The sequence below is a fragment of the Acinetobacter venetianus RAG-1 = CIP 110063 genome (assembly GCF_000368585.1).
GTDB classification, from domain to species: Bacteria; Pseudomonadota; Gammaproteobacteria; order Pseudomonadales; family Moraxellaceae; genus Acinetobacter; species Acinetobacter venetianus.
Window position 1 is genome coordinate 1,406,795 of record NZ_KB849558.1, and the last position, 17,963, is coordinate 1,424,757.

A 17,963-nucleotide genomic window follows, 5' to 3' on the forward strand; every position below is an offset into this window, starting at 1 on the left:
ACAACAAGTTAAGCGATTTTTAGAGTATCTATGGCATCTTGCGCAGATGGAACACGCAATGCTACTTGTTTCTTTAAGAGAGCATCGAGCAAAGGTAGAAACTGCTTAAACCGATCAGGTAGTTGTATTTGGAATTGCTGACAGTGCAACATTGCCCAATCTTGATAGGTCTTGGCAGTTAATCGTGATTGTGTCAGCCATTCATAAAGAATGATTCCAAATGCGTATAAATCACTTTGCACTGTCTTAGCTTTTCCATGAAACAACTCCGGTGCCATATAGTGTGGTGTGGCATTCAGCCCTGTTTGTGTATTATTCATCTGAACAAAGCTTTGCTCTAAATCAATTAGTCTGCAGGTATTTTCCAAGCATCGAAAATGTTCAGTTTTTAGATCTCCATGCACCCATCCCAACTGGTGAAAGGATTGCAAAGTAGACAAAGCAGAAAGAATTTTTTGTTGAATCACATCTATCTCTTGATATGCAGAAAGATCAGCAAAGAAATCCTCGGAATCAGGTAATAGCAGTCCCTCTCCCTTTTTAATTAAATCCTGAAAAATGATGTGTTCTTGAAATTGAATTGTTTGATGTGGCAATAAAAATGATATTTCTCTATTTTCAGACTGTTTGTAAAAATTCAATTCATTTTGAAAAGATTGCTCCAAAACTGAGTGAGTGTCAGCAAGATGATATTTAAGCCAGTATCGCTGTTCAGCATTTTTAAATGTATATAAACGTCGACCAAATTCATAACTTTTATTTTTTGTTTTTAAAGTTAATTCAGTGGGTTGAAAATTATGATCAAAGATCGACGTAATAATACTCATTCTGCTGCTTTTCTTCCTGCTTACGGAGTGATGCTAAACAATGTTCAATGGTTTTACCAATACGTGCATGCGTTTCGATTGAGGCAATCTTAGGCCATGTCGCTCGTTCACCTTCCTGCTGCAATATTTTAAATAGTTTCGGGCGAGGATTTTTAAGCATATAGCTATAATGGCGTAAACCATAACGCGCAATAATATTCACATCACCATAATAGCGTTGTCCTAAGATACCGTAACCATGATCTAAAACACGACGGATTGGGAAAAAACTCCCCATATAATTCCGAGTTAAATCCATCATATCCATCGCGATTGCTTTACCTTGATGGCGAATAATTCTTTCAGGCCAGATCAAGACATCTCGACGGAATCGCTCTGTATCACTTTGCATAAATGGCACGATATGCGGATTGACCTGACTCGCTATCGTATAATTAATATTATACAACCGAGCCATTTTTTCCTGAGGGAAATCACTACGCATACTGCCATCTACCCATTTGGTATTTGCCATATAAGGTGTATGCTGACCATCATAGCGCTTGCTCGTCAGATGCACTGGTGGAAATAAAACAGGCACAGCACACGAAGCCAAAACCGCACTCCACACTAAAACATTCGGTGCTGTTAAGGCATTCATAATACGTGGGTTTTGGGCTGTGTTATAAGGCGCGACTACAATATTAATATGGCGTTTAGATTGTTCATAAGCTTCAGCAAATGTCAGATCACCCAAGTTTTGCATCAAAAACTTTTTTAGAAACATCACATCTGCAATTCCGCCATGTCCTTTGATCAAATCTGAGATTTTTCTGAACTTAAAAGCATCACTAAAAAAATGCTCTCCATTCAATAAATCTGGGACTTTATCACTAGCGGATACACCTAACATACCCGTCATAATTGCCCCAGCACTTGAACCAGATAATACTCTTGGCATCAAATCTTGTTCGAGTAATGCCTTACAAACGCCTGTATGGAACAAACCAAGTGTTGCACCACCTGAAAACATCAGCGCTGGCTGACCATAAGCTTTATGGCATTCATCAAAGAACTGAATTTTCTCTTTCAACTGGAAGGTAATACATTCACTCGATGCGAGGTATTGCAGACAATTACTGACTTCTTCTACATAGTTTTCAATGATTTTTTTTGTACCAATATAGGTTTCTGCAAACAACATTGGATGACCGATATTAGCAAAATCATAAGACAAACCTTCACGAAGAACATAAATCAGATCCAATATACGGCGTTGAGTACGGTATTTTTTTAATAAGTTATAGCGTTTTGAAAGCACTTCTGCATCAAAATAAGGCGACTGATTATCATACTTCCATTCTTCTTTACCTGACTCTTCATCTAATTTAAGTGCAATCTGTTTCCATTCTGCATAATTGCTTGCATGCTTTAAACTTTCATGTAGGACATCAATTCTATGTTTTTGATATGTATTCTTTTTCTCTTGAACTTTAACTAACATGATTGATCCTAATTTGTCTTCATATTTTTTCTATTCTTGCACCTATACAATGCAAAAAGCTCGGACAACAATCAAGTATAAAATCTATTTATTGCATTCTTTTGATGATATTTCCTTTATTTTAGTAATAGCAATGATAGTATCCATATTCATTGATCACTGAGTTTGGTTTGTATTTATGGCTATATTGGAATTACCTGAATCTATTCTCCAATCGTTATCCAGTGTTTTAACACAGTTACAGCAAGTTCTCCCAGCACCCAAACAAGCGACAGATTTTTCAGCGATTGCATTTCGTTGGGAAAATCAGCAATTGCTCGCAGTACAACAACCTAAAAAAATGCATTTGGAAGACTTAAAAGGGATTGAACGCCAAAAAGAAAAAATTATTCAAAATACCTTACAGTTCTTAAATGGCTTACCTGCAAATGACATTTTATTGACTGGATCTCGTGGAACAGGAAAATCCTCTATCGTTCGCGCCCTGCTGACCGAATATTCAGCTCAAGGTTTACGTTTGATTGAGATCGAGCGTGATGATTTATCCGACCTTCCAAAAATTCAAAAACTGATTGAACATCGTCCAGAGAAATTTATTGTCTATTGTGATGACTTGGCCTTTAACGCTGAAGATGAAAACTATCGCAGCCTCAAAAGTGTATTAGATGGTTCGCTACAATCTGGTTCAAGCAATTTTATTATTTATGCGACCAGTAACCGTCGTCACTTACTGCCTGAATTTATGCATGAAAATACCCCTGTGCGTAAAGTAGACGTACCACAATATACAGAATTACACCCTCAAGAAGCGATTGAAGAGAAAATTTCGCTTTCAGATCGTTTTGGGATGTGGCTTTCATTCTATCCAATGGATCAACAGCTTTACCTCACCATCGTCGAGCATTATATCCACAAAGCTCATTTGGAATATAACGACGAAGTTCGTGCTGAAGCCTTGAGATGGTGTCAAGCACGCGGGCAACGTTCGGGTCGTGCAGCCTATCAGTTTTCAAAGCATTGGATTGGTTCGCAAAAGTTAGAAAAATTGTCTAACAATCAAAAAGGATAATGTCCTGAAAAGCCGTAGCGTTGTCCTTATTTCCGCTTAGCAAAGGCAATTGTTTCTCATAACCTACTTTTTCAGTAAGGAAAGAGTTAAGGAAACAAAGATGAAAAAACAATTGCCACCGTCTTCCCTGACCAGCAAATTTTTAGGCAAAAGCCTGTTGTTGGCACAGGGTGCTTTAGACCAAGCCGTAAAATTCTCTACTATTCCATTTTCAGAACCCGATATTATTCGTCCAAGAACTCAAGGAAAATTCTACACTTGGACACACTACGGCATTTTCTTTCCTTTACTGCCTGAGCCACATCGTTATTTAAATATCATGATCCTATTGGGTACACCTGGCGCACTCGCTTTTGATCATGATGACATCACGCTTGGAGATCCGAGACAAACAGCAACATTATTTTCCAGTACCGCTGCCGTCGATGAGCATCTGTTAAAAGCCTACATCATTCCTGAACAAACCAATATTCAAGAAAATGGCAGTTTGATTGAACTCGGTGAAGAAGTTTCAATCAGTGGAACATTACCAAATATTCATCTACAAGGTGCATATCATGGTTTGAGTTTTGATTTTGAGCTCGATGTGAGTGAACACGTCTCATGGTTTATCAAAACACCTATTTACGATCACTTTAGTTTATTGGCCAATTTCAAAGGTCAACTTGAATACGAAGGACAAGTGACTCCAGCTGAAGGCTTATGTACCTATGAGTATGCAAGAGCTGCCGGTGCGCACGGTGTCGTGAAAAAGCTGCTACCTGAAGCTTATAAACTACCATTAGATTTCTTTACTTATCAGATCATTAACTTAAATGAAACGACTCAGCTACTACTCACAAAAGCTGATATTTTAGGTCAACCTGCTGCTTATAGTTTACATGTACGTCATACGGATAAAGCTGCTGAAATATATACCAATGTTGAATTCAAAGTCATTGCTCATCAAGTGGATGACTATGTTTCGCCGAGTGGTAAGAAAATGCGTCTACCGCAGCTATTCTGTTGGTCTGTAAAAGATGCTTCAAATGAAAAAGTCTTAGAGATTACCGCAGAAATTGATAGTCCATTCCGTTATGGTCATGGTATTGGCTATGCAAGTGCTTATACTTTTAGAGGTGAATACCGCAACAATCCGATTGAAGGTCGCGGCTATATTGAATATGTTGATGTAGAAAACCAAAAAGCGTTTAAGGAATAAATTCATCCAAATTTTGAAATATGATCGTCTCCTCCTAAGCGAGACGGTCATTCAAAGCATCGCCAGATTAAGAACTATAAATATCAATCATTTGGTTAATTGAATTCTTTATATTCTCAGCAATTTTTGCATCATACCCTTCAACCAAAAAGCGACTGATTAAACCTTCAATTAGGGTATAAATCATCTCAACTAAACTGTCAGTTTTTGGATCACTTTGAAGATAACTGGTAATTAGATTTCGAATCCAAATCTTATGAACTTTAGACACGCCAATAATATCTTGGTCACTATAATGTGACTCTGCTACTGCTCGAACAAATAAGCAACCTTTAAAGTTATCCTCTTGAAACCACAACAAATGCCAATCAATTAATTTATTCAAAGCCTCTCGTCCTTTTGCATCAGCCACATAACTAAGCAAACTTTGTCGAAATTTTTCGTCTCTTGCTTCAAGAACAGATTTCACCAACTGATTCTTATTTTTAAAATAGGTATACATCGTTGTTTTAGAACAACCAGATTCATCCCGAATTAAGTCAACACCAACCCCGACGAAATTATTTTCATAAAATAATTTTTCCGCAGTATTTAAAATTTTAGTTGCTGATTTAGACATAAAATTTTACCCAATTAAAAATAGTACAGATCTGTACTATTTTTAATTTTAGTTTTATTATCACTGGAAATCAAGACATCAGTGAGAAAACCATGTTGGCTTTATTCAAAGGTAAAGAACATCTAGCACCACTACCCCAATATATTGATATCATTAGAAGTTTAATCGGCGGTACATTAAGTATTTTGATCTTAATTCTGCTCAGCAAATTAACAAATAACTTATTTATCATGGCACCGTTTGGCGCGACTTGTGTCATCTTATATGCAGTATCTCAGTCGCCCTTAGCTCAACCACGTAACGTTATTTTGGGGCATTTTGTCTCGGCTTTTATTGGTTTATTCTTTTTAAAAACCGTTGGTGTTTCAGCATTAAGTATTGCATTATCAGTTGGTTGCGCAATTTCTGCTATGCAAATTCTTCGCTGCGTGCATCCACCTGCTGGTGCAAATCCTCTGGTGATATTACTCACTGCACATACCATTCAGTACCAGTGGAGTTTTCTATTTTTTCCAGTTCTTTTAGGTTCAATTGCTTTGGTACTGGTCGCTTGGCTGGTCAATAACATCAAAGCTGAAAAGAAATGGCCAATTTATGGGCTAGCAATCATTCACAGTAAAAAACAATTATAAATAAATTTTTGAGTTGATTAAGAAGATACGCATCTTCTTAATCAACCTTTATTCCCTTTCCTTCCGTAAGTGAATTTTATCTTGCTAATTCATTTACTCTCGCATAACATTAGGTAGATCGGTATACCTAATAAAATTTTATTATGAGCACGAAATCAGCAAAACAAAAAATCTTGGATGCAGCAGCAACATTGTTTTATAACGATGGAATCGCAAACACAGGTATCAACAGCATTACAGACAAAGCTCAAGTGGCAAAAATGTCGCTATATAACAACTTTCCCACCAAAGCTGATTTGATTAGTTGTTATATCGAAGCTCGTCATCAAGAGTGGCTAGATTTATATGAACAAAGAAAGCAGCAGATCAAAACACCTATTGATGGAGTTCTGGCAATTTTTGATGCTTATCAAGACCATGCCGAATTTGCCTATGAAAAAGGCTTTCGTGGTTGTGGTTTATTGAATGCAGCAGCCGAATTTCCAGCACACAGCCCTGAGCGCTTAGCCGTAAAAAATCATAAAGATGAAATCGAAAGCATCGTTGCGAATCATTTAAATCAAATGATTACTGATCCACAACGAGTACAGGAATTGGCTTTGCTTATTTCATTTATCTTAGAAGGTTCAATTGCTCGTGCTGGTTTAGAAAGTACCAGTACTAAAGTATTTGCAGCAAAGAAAATGGTTCAGACCATGTTAGAACAAGAGATTTCAAATTGAATAACTCCCTTAACCTCAGCTCATATTATGGATTTATTGCTGTTTTAGTTGCTTCAATTTTATGGGGAACGACTGGAACAGCTGCATCTTATGCTCCCAATCTCAGTCCTTTAGCTATTGGGGCAATTGCCATGGGTGGCGGTGGTTTACTGCAAGCACTATTAGCCCATAAAACAATTCTGAATCATTTACCACAAATTCGCTCATATTATCCTTTACTACTGATTGGAATGATTTCAGTTGCGATTTATCCACTGGCCTTTTATACGTCTATGCGAATGGCAGGTATTACCATTGGTACTGTTGTTTCGATTGGATCAGCACCATTATTTACGGCATTATTAGAAAAATTTTTCGATAAAAAAGCACTTTCTGGAAAATGGTTCATTAGCTTTGTCTTTGGCGTTGCAGGCGTACTTTTATTATCGCTAGGTGAATCTCATTCACACGGAGCAACGCAAACAATTGCAGCGGATCAGAAAACCATAGGCATCATTCTTGGGCTAATTGCAGCACTCACTTATTCTTTATATTCGTGGGCAGCTAAAAAAATGATTGATCGTGGAGTCGACTCTAGAGCATCAATGGGCCTTATTTTTGGTTTTGGCGCATTAATCTTATTACCAACTCTATTTTTTACAGGCTCAAATTTATTTGATGAGCCAGTTAATCTTTATGTTGTTGGTTATATGATGCTGATCCCAATGTTCTTAGGCTATTTACTTTTCGGCTATGCCCTAAAAACAATTTCTGCTAGCACAGCAACTACACTTACTTTATTCGAACCACTGATTGCGGCTTTATTTGCTGTGTTATTGGTTGGCGAGCAACTGGCGCCGATTGGTTGGTTAGGTATGGCTTTGATTTTTGTTTGTTTAGCCGTGTTGTCTAAAGCAGACAAGCCAAAGTAATTAACCGCCTGATAAGAGCCATTAAAATGTGTGAATGTCGAAAAATAAAATCTTTTTTTGCTTGCCCAGATGATTTTAATAACCTTTTTAGTTTTAATTTTGATGTAGTTGAGAACTTTCCCAAATACTTCAGAGAAGATGCTCCTACGGATGAAGTTATACCTAAGTTTGACTATTCCATAACATATTATCGATGTTTAGAGTGTCAACAATGGTGGTATTTTGAATGTTCCCCGACGGAAAGTCCTTACCCTATGTTAGGTATTAAGTTAAAAGCTCAAGAACATTCATTATCAAAAGCAGAAGTGAAAGCGATAAAACAATTTCTTATAATTTTAGCTCATGAAGGATTCTCAGCAGAAGAATGTGTTCATTATGGATGTTCAAATTTGGCACTTAAAAACATTAAAATTTGTGTCAGCCACTTTCTTTAAAACAAGCTCACCTATCAAATAGTTGATGCAGAAAAATCAGATTTTCTGCATCTTACTTTTATTCGTACTAACGTACTAATATCAATAATCTTCAGCTAATTTTTCCAATGTAATGAGCATTTTTTTCACGATAGCTCTTTTATGTTGCAACATATTCTTGATATTCGCTGGATTAAACCCTGTCAGTTTTGCAACACCTCGACTCGTCATATATTCACCAGTTTTCTCAAAATGCTTTTCACTCAAAAGTGTTTTTGCATTAGAGAATCGAACTGCTAACTTATAATCATTGAATTCAGACCATGCACCTGTCTTATATTCTTGAAAATCAAAATCTTTCTTCTGTTGAACAGGTTTATCTCGAAGAATATTATTCAAACGATTGATCACGATTTTTTCTTCACTTTGTTCAATCAATTGATAAAGTTCAGTTTCCTCAAATGACCGTCCCACAGAAAGATCTTTTTTATATTGTTCAATGACTTTCTCTTTTGATGCCGTCTCCTCACCTTGTTGAGTGAGGCATAGAATCTTATATAAAGACTCTAATCGACCACATGTAAAAATATAAGAAATTTTCAACTTACAACTCCATTATGAACGGATGTTCATAAAAATATTTTCAAAAAAAATTTTGACGTATAAATTCGCTATAGAATTCATTTAAAGGCAAATCAAAATCAGCAACTAATTGCCTTCTTGTCGTTTGTGTAATTTCACCAGATTTCGGATTTAGACCCGATTTTTCAATTTCTTTCCAATAAACACCTGTACCACGCTTTTGCCAAGTGGGAAGTTCATTAAAATTAATTTGCTGTGAAAAGAGTAAATCATGCTTTTCTTGACGATTTAGCCCTTTAACTTTTTCTGTTGCTTCACCTGCTGCATGACCTGACTTTCTTAACATCCAATAGCAATGTGCATTTAATGCATTTCGATGAGCATCCTCTTGTCTCCATCGGAAATAGTCATCTACTAACTGTACATTGGGTAAAATACAAACTCGGGCATCAAATGTAGCAATTTGACCATGCATAACAGAGAATTTTGCACTAGCTTCACTTGCTAATATAGAAAGAATTTTACGTTCTTTACGATTAAAACTTTCTTCTTTGTAATGAAATAAAAGAGAAATCTCATCACTTTGGGTATAACCGTAGACAATATTAAAACCACACTGTAATAAATGGTTTGTTGTTTCTACCATTAAATCTCTAAAGCGCACATCAAATGGCGCCTCAAATTGCCAAATGTCTTTGGTTAAACGAGTGAAGCCACGCCCATCTAAACGAACGACAATATAATTTGCAGCTGGAACACAAAAATCATTTGCAGTTTCATATTGTCTTAATCTTGTATCTAAATCTTCAAAGCGCATCTTTATTCTCTTTGTCCAATCAACCGAACATTAAAGTCATTTTCTTGATCAATTGAAACTCTGTAAATTTCATCAAATCCCTCATCGAGTTCTGGCTGTTCAAGTTTTTTGAAAGTAGAAATTACGCCAACTCGAGGAATTTTTGCTTTACCCTTACGTTGTTCATTACGTAAAAGCGCATCATCTAAAAAACTCTCAAAATAGTAAGCAATCACTTTAAAATCAGCATTTTTTGCTTGTTGAATATAGATTTTCCGATCTAGTTTACTTGGATTGGTATTATCAACAACAAACTTTTGTTTCGCCTCTAAACAAGCCTGAAAAAATATCTTTTCACGGTGACGCGTTTTCAACATGTCCAAATTTAAGCGAATATGGGTATCTGAAAAGTATTGCTTAAAAAAAGTGGATTTACCTGAAGCCTGACAACCAACAAATATTATGAGTTCCATCTTAGGTTGGCTTTAACTCAGTCATCGGCCATCTTGGTGTCGTTGTTACAGCTAAACCATCATGCTGACCAGCTTTCAAACGCTGATAGCCTGCAAAGGCAATCATTGCCCCATTATCTGTGCATAATGCAGGTTCAGCATAATAAACTTGCGCTTTGACCTTTTTCAAAGAGGTTTCTAATTGCTCACGTAAGCAAACATTGGCACTCACACCACCCGCAATCACTAATCTTTTTAGACCTGTTTGCTTAAGCGCTTTGACAGATTTTTTAACTAAAGTATCCACAATTGCTTCTTGGAAAGATGCCGCAACATCAGCATCACGATTTTCCTCACCCAATTTTTTCAATTGAACAGAAACAGCTGTTTTTAAACCACTAAAAGAAAAATCTAAGCCCTGGTGTAAGATCGGACGTGGAAACTCAAAAGCTTGTGCATCACCTTGTAAAGCTAATTTTGCAATATTTGGCCCACCTGGATAAGGTAGCTTCATCATTTTAGCGACTTTATCAAAAGCTTCACCTGCTGCATCATCAATAGATTCACCAAGCAACTCATATTGACCAATACCATAAGCAGCCATGAGTTGAGTGTGGCCGCCTGAAACCAATAATGCGACAAACGGAAATTCCGGTGGAGTTTCTGAAAGTAATGGTGCAAGCATATGACCTTCCATATGATGTACACCGATCGCAGGTTTATTAAACGCAAAAGCTAAAGTGCGACCAAATAAAGCACCTGTCATCAATGCGCCCATGAGTCCAGGGCCACGCGTATAAGCAACAGCATCAATCTCTTGCTTCTTAACACCACTTTGTTCAAGCAATTGATTTATCAATGGAATCATTTTACGAACATGGTCGCGTGAAGCTAATTCAGGTACAACACCGCCATATTCCGCATGCAGTTTGATCTGGCTATAGAGAACCTGTCCACGTAAGCCGAGCTCGCTATCATAGAGTGCTAACCCAGTTTCATCACACGAAGTTTCTAAGCCCAAAACAATCATTAAACTGCCTTTACAACGATCAAAAATAATATCGAAGCTATTATAGACTTGTGATCTGAGTTGTAAATGAGTAAAATACTGACCTTCACTTGCGATCTAGTGCAATAGTGCGTTAGATCTTATCCATAATCTTAGAGGATTTTACATGCCACAAGTTAAGTTGAAAGAAGGCGAACCAGTAGACGTAGCTATCCGTCGTTTCAAGCGTTCATGCGAAAAAGCTGGTGTTTTAGCAGACGTTCGTAAGCGCGAATTCTATGAGAAACCAACTCAAGAACGTAAGCGTAAAAAAGCTGCTGCAGTTAAGCGTTATCAAAAGAAATTGACTCGCGAATCTGTACGTACTACTCGCCTTTACTAATTAATTTGTGATTGACTGCTGAAAAGACTATGACGACTTTAAAAAACCAAATTACTGACGTGTTAAAAACTTCAATGCGTGCCAAAGATATGGCAACAGTAACGGTTATTCGCGGTCTACAGGCAGCAATTAAGCAAATCGAAGTCGATGAGCGCATTGAGCTTGACGATGCTCAGGTTCTTGCGGTCATTGAAAAGCAAATTAAACAACGTAAAGAATCGATTAAGGCCTTTCAAGGTGCTGGTCGAGAAGATTTAGCTAGTAAAGAACAAGCCGAAGTTGAGGTTATTTCTCAATTTCTACCAGAAGCTATGACTGAGGAAGAGCTTGATTCTATCATTGAGCAAACGATTGCTGCTCAAGAAGCTACTAGCATGAAAGATATGGGTAAGGTGATGAATTCTCTACGTCCGATCATAGCCGGGCGTGCCGATCCTGCACAAGTATCTGCTAAAATTAAAGCAAAATTAAGCTAAGCTGCTTGACTCCCCCTTTATACAATCTATCCAACTAAAAACTGGATTCATTTTAACAGTGAACCCATATACCAGCATCTCCAACGAAATAAGTATGATGATCTTCAACATCTAAATTATAAACTTTTATTTTAAATCTACTTAAACCACCAAAATTTTCAGGATAAACATTGCTTCCTATATCGAAGCTTTCAAAATCATCAATATATCGAGAGTATTGATTAGATAAATCATTATTCTGCAAATAATCAGTTTTTATAGAATATTTCCCCTTATAGACAAATGAGTGCCCAACACTATAACCTAATGAATTATGTAAATAATGATTACAATAACCAATACTTCCATCATCTTTAAAATTCAAAACTTCAGATACTCCATAAACAAAAAAAATCTTTTCATTTTTAATAAAAGAAAGTTCGTCACCATTTTCTAGTTTTATTGCAGGTATCCACTTTTTTTCTCTTTCATGCCAAATAGCATGATAATCTGTTAAGTAAATAACTTTTATAATTTTAAATTCAGACTCACATATATAAGGCAGTTGAATAATATTATCTTCTCCAGAACAGAATACTTTTTCCACTATTTTATATTCTATAGGCGCATCACAACCTCTATTTTCAGGACGAGACAACACCCGATCCCCAACTTTAATCTCCTGGATTGGTACTAAACCTTTATCTGTATGCACCAATGTCCCTGCAACAAATCCTGTCATTTTTTATGCTCTTATTAAAATATCAATCCAAATAAATTTTGTTGTAGGGTTCAATGGGCTGATTACCATCAGCCTCTACAAAAATCTTAATTTAATTTCGGGCTGTAATAGATTCGATTCCTTATAAACCCAAAGCTTCCTTATTATTTAAAATCACACTGAACATTATATTTCGCAAGCATTTGCATCTCTTTTGACTCAACCACTTGCTTGATTAAATCTTGCTTAGTCATACTCGCGTATTGTTGTGGTAATGATGATCGATTTTTCTCAATCGCATCTGACATATCTTGAATATAACGCTGATTAATCTGGCAATATTTAGCCTGCTGCTCAGGTGTAAATTGTGTTGTTTGCGGATTTAAACTTCGTAAAAAACCACGAATATCCTGTGCGTAGACCCCACGAATTTTCTCAACTGAATTTACGTATTGCTCGACTGATGCTGCAATACTCATCCCCGCCGCACTGAATGCGAAAATAAAACAAAAAAAATTCTTCATAAATATTGTAACTTCTCAGCTTTTCTTTACGCCAAATATCTTAGCTTAATTCAATAAAATTTGGCTTATGCTCGGTAAAAAATTCTTCAGTCGGCGCAGGGATATTTCCTGCTGTCACCGTACCTAAACGTAAGCGAATGATATTGGGTAAATCCTTACGATATGAATAAATTGGACTGGCACAGTTTTGACAAAAGACACGTGCTTTATTGGGTGTATGAAAATATTCTTTCAACTGTTCCTGCCCAGAAATGAACTCAAACTGAGTTTGATCAAGTGGACTATTCCATCCGCCTATAGCACCTTGAGCCTGTTGGCAATCCGTGCAGTAACACAAAATACTATTTTCAATCTCACCCTGATATTGATATTGCACAGCCCCACACAAACACTGTCCTTTGATCATAATAATTTCCTCCTCAATTTTATAACGATAAGTTATCTTTAAGCTTTATAATTTAATGTAAGTCAAATAAGGCATTGCTTTAGTTCAAGTATTTCACCTGGAAGCCCATCATAATCTTTAAACTCTTTATGAATAAAGCCCTGACTAGTTAATATTTTACGTGAGGCTATATTTTTAGGATCAATAATCGCAAATATTTTATTAATCAAATTTTGGCTTTTGGCATCTTCAAGTAAATGCTGACTAACTTTACGAGCGATACCTTTTCCCCAAAAACTTGGTAAAAGCATATATCCCAACTCAGCTTCTCTGTCACACAAACTCTTAATTTCTAATTTAGCTAAGCCCATATATTCATTAGTACTAGCATCTAAAATCTTAAAATGACCAAAGTTTGGATGTAACTGATTATTTGCTAGAAGTAATTGAAAATCCTGCTCAGCCTCATCTATAGGTATCGCTCTTTCAGTGATCATAGCCATTACTTCTTCATTACCAACTAGTTGAAAATAATCATCAAAATCTTGAGCGTGAAACTTTTCTAATTTGATATTCATAAAGCTGTTCTGTTCTCTAACCTAAGTATGTTCTGAGTGAAGTAATTCAGTTTAATATTTTCATTTAAAGTCTCATCCGACGTTCATCTTGCATCTGTTTTAAACGAGATTCAATCTTTGCTGACATCGCGATATTACCTTTTGCTAACCGTTGTGCATGTAGCATCGACTTAATCGCATTTTCTTCATAACCAGACCAATATTCTGCTTCAGCACGATATCCCAAAACATTAATAGCTTGTAATGATGAACTTTTATCTAGATTCGCAGCTTGTTGCAACAACTGCCAACCTTGTATGTCTCTTTGATTTTTATGGATAAAGCGCTGCACTAATGTTTGAGCTTCCATAATTTGCCCTTGTCTAATCAGAACCTCAGCCAACTTATAAGACAACGCTCTATTTTCAGGCATTGTTTTTTGAACAGAATTAATACTATTAAATGCCTGACTTAATTTATTTTGCCCAAGATAAATATCAGTTTGAATCAAAGGTACAAGCACATGATTCTTAAGTTTAACCTTTACTAAATCCAAATTCGCTTGTGCTTGAGTATAGTCACCTTGCTCAAGATAGAACTTACTCAGCGCTAATTGTGCTGCGGTATTTTTCTGATTCGCCAGCGACTGTAATTGGATTTCAGTAGCCTGATTTGAAACCACCAAGGTATAGAGTTTTAGGATTTCAAAATCGAGATCATAAATTTTAGATCTGACTTTAGGTAGTTGATTAGCGCGTAAACGAGCTTCGCTCATTCGCTCAGTCGTTAAAGGATGAGTAAACCAAAAGTCTGGTAAGAAGCTGACACGACTAGTGGCACGATGCATGGTTTCAAAATAATCCGCCATACTCTGAGGGTTATAACCTGCGGCATACATAAATTGCATCCCGATACGATCTGCTTCACGCTCTTGATTACGGCTATAACTCAATTGCTTATCCATTAGTGCCGCTTGAGTTCCCATCATTACAGCTGCACCCGCATTACCATCGGCCTGAGATGCAATAGCAGCGCCGACAAGAATCCCAGCCAATGCAAGTAAACCTTGCCCCTTAAATGCTTCTTGAGAGCGGCTATAGTGTCTTTGCGCAACGTGTGCGATCTCATGTGCCATTACGCCCGCAATTTCATCAAGATTTTTTGCTGAAGTAATTAAACCTGTATTCAATGCAAATAAACCACCTGGAACAGCAAAGGCATTAATTTGAGGGTCTTTAATAATGACGAGACCAATGGGTTGCCCCAATTGCGTTTGGCTTAAAATACCTGAAAATACTTGTAAAAATTGATCTTCCAACCATGCATCTTGCACAGTTGGCATTTGACGATGAACTTCACGATAAACTTTTTCACCGATATATTTTTCTTTTTGTTGATCGAGTAAACCTATACCGCTTCCAATCTCAGGTACTTCTGTTTGCGCAGCCGTCACCGTTGGCAAAAAGACCTGAGTATGACTAAGTTGAGTCGTGGCAAATAAGCCACATGCAAGCAGCAACGATCTCAAAGGGTTTCTCTATGATTTTAATAAAGAAATTCAATATAACATTGAAAAAAGGAGAAATTTGCAACAATGTGTTATAAAAGGCAGGAAAATCCCGCCTTATTTTATGAATTTTGAAATCGACGTAATTATTTAGCCGAAGTATAGCGCTGATCTACGCTGAATTTTTCAGGAAATTTAGCATGGATTTCCGCGTAAAAAGCCATAATTTCGGTCATGTCTTTTTCATAATCCCCTGTAGGATAAATGATTTTTCCTACGCCCGTTTTTTTCTTCGCATAATCCATATAAGCCAATGCAATCGGCACACCTGCTGTCATTGCAACATGATAAAAACCTGTTTTCCATTGTTCCTGTTTAGCACGAGTACCTTCTGGTGTGACTAACATGACAAGCTTTGGATGAGTCTTGAAAAGATCACTCATCAACTGAACCATACTTGGTCGTTCTTGGCCTTGTTGTTTGATGCTTCGATCGATTCCAATTCCGCCCATTGCACGTACAAAAGGCCCAAATGGCAACTTCATATAACTGTCTTTAATCGTTAATCGAACATTTACACCTAAGGCTTTTAGTGCCAAACGTGCATACAGTGCATCCCAATTGCTTGTATGAGGAGCTGCGATCATGACACATTGGTCGATATTTAAATCCCAATGATTGTCGATTTTCCATCCCATTAATCCTAAACTTTGTTCAGCTAATTTCTCAAACACAGACGCCCCAAGATAAAGTCATCAAAGGGCGCAAGTGTATCAATATTGATTTTTTTAAATAGATAGCATCGCTGATTAATTCAGCAATTAAATCGGTTTTATCAGAACTGAGGATTCACTAGGTAACGAGGTGTTCGATCCTCTAAGGCATCTACTAAATTTTGATAAGCGAGATTTACCATTTTCTGGCGTGTCTCAGCTGTCGCTGAGCCAATATGCGGAGCTGTGACAACATTTTCTAATTCAAATAATGGTGATGTTTGCAAGGGTTCTTTGGCATAAACATCTAAACCAGCTGCAAAGATTTTCTGTTGTTGTAAAGCTTCAATCAAAGCATTTTCATCAACCACTGAACCACGAGCAATGTTGATAAATACCGCATGTTTCTGCATAAGGTTAAACTGTTCAGCACCCATCAAGGCTTTTGATTCAGCATTTAAATCAACGGCAACCACGACAAAATCAGATTGTTGTAGCAATTGATCTAACTCTCGGTACTCTGCATTAAATGCCTGCGCAATTTCGATCTTTTCACGGCGGTTATGATACAAAATGTTCATATTGAACCCATGAAATCCGCGTCGTGCTATTGCAGCACCAATATGACCTAAACCAATGATCCCAAGGGTTTTACCAAAAACATCTACACCAAATTGCTCAGTAGAAACGGTACGTTTCCATTCCCCCTGTTTGGTCCAAGCATCAAGTTGCGGAATTTTACGCGCAGCGCTGAGTAATAAGCTAAAAGCTAAATCAGCAGTCGTTTCCGTAAGAACATGAGGTGTATTTGCAAGCCAAATTTTCTTTTGATTTAGATAGTTCACATCATAATTGTCATATCCAACAGAAACCGTTGAAATGATTTTGAGTTTTTGTGCAGGCGCTAAATTACTTTCATTGAGTAAACGTCCTGCTCCAATCATCGCATCAGCATCCACGACTTCGTTACGAATCTGTTCATTGATGTCACCAAGCTTGGGATTTAATACAACAACTTGATAGTTCTGCTGTAGTTTTGCTAATACTTCTCGATCAATTTGGCTAAATACAACGACTTTCTTCATGATTGGATTTCCGAACCTTATTGCATAAGTTGCCACAACCGTTTTTTCAATAATGGTTGTGCGATCATTTCTTCTAAACTCGCTAAATATAAGAGATTTGAATGTTGTAGAAAATCAAGTTGGCCTAGGCAGAGTATTTTTTTGTTATTTGCCGATGCATCTAAGAACCCTTGGATGTAAGAAGATAAGCCTCTACTCTCTTGGAAACCAGCCAATGGAAATGGCCATTTCAGCTCAGCATATTGTCCAAGTTTTGCTTTTTGAATATTACGCCAAAGTTGTCGTTGTTCATCATTTAACTGGCTACTTTCTACCAAAATGGCAGTATTTTCTAGCACATACATCTGCAACTCAAATGCTTGCACAGATGCACTAACGACAACCTGTTCTTTTTCAGAAATCGCCTTTTGAACAGATGCTTGTTCTGTAATTTCAACTTGAGGAGATTCAGCTTGTTTTATTTTTTGTGGCTGTACTTCATTTGTTTGAATTTCTGGTTTGAGTGTTTCAGTCTCAAAACTCATTTGTGGTATTTGCGGAGTTTCTTCAACTGCTTGATCTCGCCAAATGCTTGAGGCAGTATTTTTTTGGCACACTACATCTCTAGGAATCCAAACATCTATTCCCAAAGCTGCCAATACATTTCTTTGCTGCCCAATCATCTCGCCTACTCATTTCGTTAACTTACAGTATTTTGAATGACTGTAATGTCGAATAGTCTAACATAAACAGATCACCTCTAAATGGCTTCGTTTTGTTCAATCACAACCCCCACCAAAAATCCTAAAAGCCATTTCTCATATCTCGTTAGATTAGGCAAATATTAAATAAGAATAGGCAATCTTTCATTCGTCGATTTTTAGACAATATTTCATCATTTTGTCGCTTTGACTTTTTATTAATGTTGTTAATCGAATG

At 36.9% G+C, this 17,963-nt stretch carries 22 protein-coding genes and 1 pseudogene; 8 read left to right on the plus strand and 15 right to left on the minus strand.

Translation table 11 applies throughout. The annotated features are described in order from the left end of the window. Positions 1–8: 8 nt before the first annotated feature. Positions 9–827, minus strand: a complete 819-nt coding sequence (locus F959_RS12165) for a protein kinase domain-containing protein (RefSeq protein WP_004880576.1) — start codon at positions 825–827, stop codon at positions 9–11. Then, positions 802–2,310, minus strand: coding sequence for a DUF3336 domain-containing protein (locus F959_RS12170; RefSeq protein WP_004880577.1), 1,509 nt, complete (start codon positions 2,308–2,310; stop codon positions 802–804). The genes F959_RS12165 and F959_RS12170 overlap by 26 nt, the downstream gene beginning before the upstream one ends. Before the next feature lie 178 nt (positions 2,311–2,488). Between F959_RS12170 and F959_RS12175 the strand changes: the two genes are divergently transcribed. Together F959_RS12175 and F959_RS12180 are read left to right on the plus strand one after the other, a co-directional pair. Then, entirely contained in the window at positions 2,489–3,379 is an 891-nt protein-coding gene (locus F959_RS12175; RefSeq protein ID WP_004880580.1) for an ATP-binding protein, read from the plus strand. Positions 3,380–3,479: 100 nt separating this feature from the next. Further along, a complete protein-coding gene (locus tag F959_RS12180; RefSeq protein ID WP_004880581.1) occupies positions 3,480–4,580 on the plus strand; it encodes a DUF6670 family protein in 1,101 nt (366 codons plus the stop codon). A gap of 67 nt (positions 4,581–4,647) precedes the next feature. Here the strand turns inward: F959_RS12180 and F959_RS12185 are convergent, their stop codons facing one another. Beyond that, a complete protein-coding gene (locus F959_RS12185; RefSeq protein ID WP_004880582.1) occupies positions 4,648–5,199 on the minus strand; it encodes a TetR/AcrR family transcriptional regulator in 552 nt (183 codons plus the stop codon). Positions 5,200–5,291: 92 nt separating this feature from the next. Here F959_RS12185 and F959_RS12190 point away from each other — a divergent pair, with 92 nt between their 5' ends. The 4 genes from F959_RS12190 (at position 5,292) to F959_RS12205 (ending at position 7,898) form a co-directional block, all read left to right on the plus strand. After that, positions 5,292–5,831 carry an HPP family protein gene (locus tag F959_RS12190; RefSeq protein ID WP_004880583.1) on the plus strand — a complete coding sequence of 180 codons (540 nt, stop codon included), beginning with the start codon at positions 5,292–5,294 and terminating at the stop codon, positions 5,829–5,831. Positions 5,832–5,974: 143 nt separating this feature from the next. Further along, positions 5,975–6,553, plus strand: a complete 579-nt coding sequence (locus F959_RS12195) for a TetR/AcrR family transcriptional regulator (RefSeq protein ID WP_004880584.1) — start codon at positions 5,975–5,977, stop codon at positions 6,551–6,553. Next, positions 6,550–7,464, plus strand: a complete 915-nt coding sequence (locus F959_RS12200; RefSeq protein ID WP_004880585.1) for a DMT family transporter — start codon at positions 6,550–6,552, stop codon at positions 7,462–7,464. Before F959_RS12195 ends, F959_RS12200 begins: the two co-directional genes overlap by 4 nt. A gap of 26 nt (positions 7,465–7,490) precedes the next feature. Next, positions 7,491–7,898, plus strand: coding sequence for a hypothetical protein (locus tag F959_RS12205; RefSeq protein ID WP_004880586.1), 408 nt, complete (start codon positions 7,491–7,493; stop codon positions 7,896–7,898). Positions 7,899–7,979: 81 nt separating this feature from the next. On the opposite strand, the gene F959_RS12210 is transcribed toward F959_RS12205, so the two are convergent. The 4 genes from F959_RS12210 to tsaD are packed head-to-tail and all read right to left on the minus strand — an operon-like array spanning position 7,980 to position 10,737. Continuing rightward, a complete protein-coding gene (locus F959_RS12210) occupies positions 7,980–8,480 on the minus strand; it encodes a hypothetical protein (RefSeq protein WP_004880589.1) in 501 nt (166 codons plus the stop codon). Positions 8,481–8,520: 40 nt separating this feature from the next. After that, entirely contained in the window at positions 8,521–9,276 is a 756-nt protein-coding gene (locus tag F959_RS12215; RefSeq protein ID WP_004880591.1) for a tRNA(His) guanylyltransferase Thg1 family protein, read from the minus strand. 2 nt (positions 9,277–9,278) lie between these two features. Further along, entirely contained in the window at positions 9,279–9,728 is a 450-nt protein-coding gene (locus F959_RS12220) for an AAA family ATPase (protein ID WP_004880593.1), read from the minus strand. Between the two features lies 1 nt (position 9,729). Further along, positions 9,730–10,737, minus strand: coding sequence for a tRNA (adenosine(37)-N6)-threonylcarbamoyltransferase complex transferase subunit TsaD (tsaD, locus tag F959_RS12225; RefSeq protein WP_004880595.1), 1,008 nt, complete (start codon positions 10,735–10,737; stop codon positions 9,730–9,732). Positions 10,738–10,882: 145 nt separating this feature from the next. Here tsaD and rpsU point away from each other — a divergent pair, with 145 nt between their 5' ends. Together rpsU and F959_RS12235 are read left to right on the plus strand one after the other, a co-directional pair. Beyond that, on the plus strand, positions 10,883–11,098 hold the full coding sequence (gene rpsU, locus F959_RS12230; protein ID WP_004652785.1) for a 30S ribosomal protein S21: 216 nt from the start codon (positions 10,883–10,885) through the stop codon (positions 11,096–11,098). 29 nt (positions 11,099–11,127) lie between these two features. Further along, the gene (locus F959_RS12235) at positions 11,128–11,574 is read left to right on the plus strand and encodes a GatB/YqeY domain-containing protein (RefSeq protein ID WP_004880597.1); all 447 of its coding nucleotides are present in this window, start codon (positions 11,128–11,130) and stop codon (positions 11,572–11,574) included. A gap of 52 nt (positions 11,575–11,626) precedes the next feature. Here the strand turns inward: F959_RS12235 and F959_RS12240 are convergent, their stop codons facing one another. From F959_RS12240 to F959_RS17015, 8 genes and pseudogenes are all read right to left on the minus strand, one after another. Further along, positions 11,627–12,295 carry a hypothetical protein gene (locus F959_RS12240; protein ID WP_004880599.1) on the minus strand — a complete coding sequence of 223 codons (669 nt, stop codon included), beginning with the start codon at positions 12,293–12,295 and terminating at the stop codon, positions 11,627–11,629. Positions 12,296–12,438: 143 nt separating this feature from the next. Next, positions 12,439–12,798 carry a hypothetical protein gene (locus F959_RS12245; protein WP_004880600.1) on the minus strand — a complete coding sequence of 120 codons (360 nt, stop codon included), beginning with the start codon at positions 12,796–12,798 and terminating at the stop codon, positions 12,439–12,441. Positions 12,799–12,838: 40 nt separating this feature from the next. Next, positions 12,839–13,204: a GFA family protein gene (locus F959_RS12250; RefSeq protein ID WP_004880601.1), complete on the minus strand. Its 366-nt coding sequence runs from the start codon at positions 13,202–13,204 to the stop codon at positions 12,839–12,841. A 62-nt stretch (positions 13,205–13,266) separates the two neighbouring features. Further along, entirely contained in the window at positions 13,267–13,761 is a 495-nt protein-coding gene (locus F959_RS12255) for a GNAT family N-acetyltransferase (RefSeq protein WP_004880603.1), read from the minus strand. A 64-nt stretch (positions 13,762–13,825) separates the two neighbouring features. Next, a complete protein-coding gene (locus F959_RS12260; protein WP_373278703.1) occupies positions 13,826–15,202 on the minus strand; it encodes a M48 family metalloprotease in 1,377 nt (458 codons plus the stop codon). A 191-nt stretch (positions 15,203–15,393) separates the two neighbouring features. Further along, positions 15,394–15,981 (minus strand): 1-acyl-sn-glycerol-3-phosphate acyltransferase, encoded by a 588-nt coding sequence (locus F959_RS12265; RefSeq protein WP_004880607.1) that lies wholly within the window; start codon positions 15,979–15,981, stop codon positions 15,394–15,396. Positions 15,982–16,082: 101 nt separating this feature from the next. Continuing rightward, entirely contained in the window at positions 16,083–17,045 is a 963-nt protein-coding gene (locus F959_RS12270) for a 2-hydroxyacid dehydrogenase (protein ID WP_004880609.1), read from the minus strand. Positions 17,046–17,062: 17 nt separating this feature from the next. Further along, positions 17,063–17,449: pseudogene (locus F959_RS17015) on the minus strand (hypothetical protein); the annotation flags it as partial. Positions 17,450–17,963 lie beyond the last annotated feature (514 nt).

What these genes read in the sequence shown, in the direction of transcription:
- F959_RS12165 (WP_004880576.1), bottom strand. Translation starts at nt 827, where the DNA reads ATGAGTATTATTACGTCGATCTTTGATCATAATTTTCAACCCACTGAA.
- F959_RS12170 (WP_004880577.1), bottom strand. Translation starts at nt 2,310, where the DNA reads ATGTTAGTTAAAGTTCAAGAGAAAAAGAATACATATCAAAAACATAGA.
- F959_RS12175 (WP_004880580.1), top strand. Translation starts at nt 2,489, where the DNA reads ATGGCTATATTGGAATTACCTGAATCTATTCTCCAATCGTTATCCAGT.
- F959_RS12180 (WP_004880581.1), top strand. Translation starts at nt 3,480, where the DNA reads ATGAAAAAACAATTGCCACCGTCTTCCCTGACCAGCAAATTTTTAGGC.
- F959_RS12185 (WP_004880582.1), bottom strand. Translation starts at nt 5,199, where the DNA reads ATGTCTAAATCAGCAACTAAAATTTTAAATACTGCGGAAAAATTATTT.
- F959_RS12190 (WP_004880583.1), top strand. Translation starts at nt 5,292, where the DNA reads ATGTTGGCTTTATTCAAAGGTAAAGAACATCTAGCACCACTACCCCAA.
- F959_RS12195 (WP_004880584.1), top strand. Translation starts at nt 5,975, where the DNA reads ATGAGCACGAAATCAGCAAAACAAAAAATCTTGGATGCAGCAGCAACA.
- F959_RS12205 (WP_004880586.1), top strand. Translation starts at nt 7,491, where the DNA reads ATGTGTGAATGTCGAAAAATAAAATCTTTTTTTGCTTGCCCAGATGAT.
- F959_RS12215 (WP_004880591.1), bottom strand. Translation starts at nt 9,276, where the DNA reads ATGCGCTTTGAAGATTTAGATACAAGATTAAGACAATATGAAACTGCA.
- F959_RS12220 (WP_004880593.1), bottom strand. Translation starts at nt 9,728, where the DNA reads ATGGAACTCATAATATTTGTTGGTTGTCAGGCTTCAGGTAAATCCACT.
- tsaD (WP_004880595.1), bottom strand. Translation starts at nt 10,737, where the DNA reads ATGATTGTTTTGGGCTTAGAAACTTCGTGTGATGAAACTGGGTTAGCA.
- rpsU (WP_004652785.1), top strand. Translation starts at nt 10,883, where the DNA reads ATGCCACAAGTTAAGTTGAAAGAAGGCGAACCAGTAGACGTAGCTATC.
- F959_RS12235 (WP_004880597.1), top strand. Translation starts at nt 11,128, where the DNA reads ATGACGACTTTAAAAAACCAAATTACTGACGTGTTAAAAACTTCAATG.
- F959_RS12240 (WP_004880599.1), bottom strand. Translation starts at nt 12,295, where the DNA reads ATGACAGGATTTGTTGCAGGGACATTGGTGCATACAGATAAAGGTTTA.
- F959_RS12245 (WP_004880600.1), bottom strand. Translation starts at nt 12,798, where the DNA reads ATGAAGAATTTTTTTTGTTTTATTTTCGCATTCAGTGCGGCGGGGATG.
- F959_RS12250 (WP_004880601.1), bottom strand. Translation starts at nt 13,204, where the DNA reads ATGATCAAAGGACAGTGTTTGTGTGGGGCTGTGCAATATCAATATCAG.
- F959_RS12255 (WP_004880603.1), bottom strand. Translation starts at nt 13,761, where the DNA reads ATGAATATCAAATTAGAAAAGTTTCACGCTCAAGATTTTGATGATTAT.
- F959_RS12270 (WP_004880609.1), bottom strand. Translation starts at nt 17,045, where the DNA reads ATGAAGAAAGTCGTTGTATTTAGCCAAATTGATCGAGAAGTATTAGCA.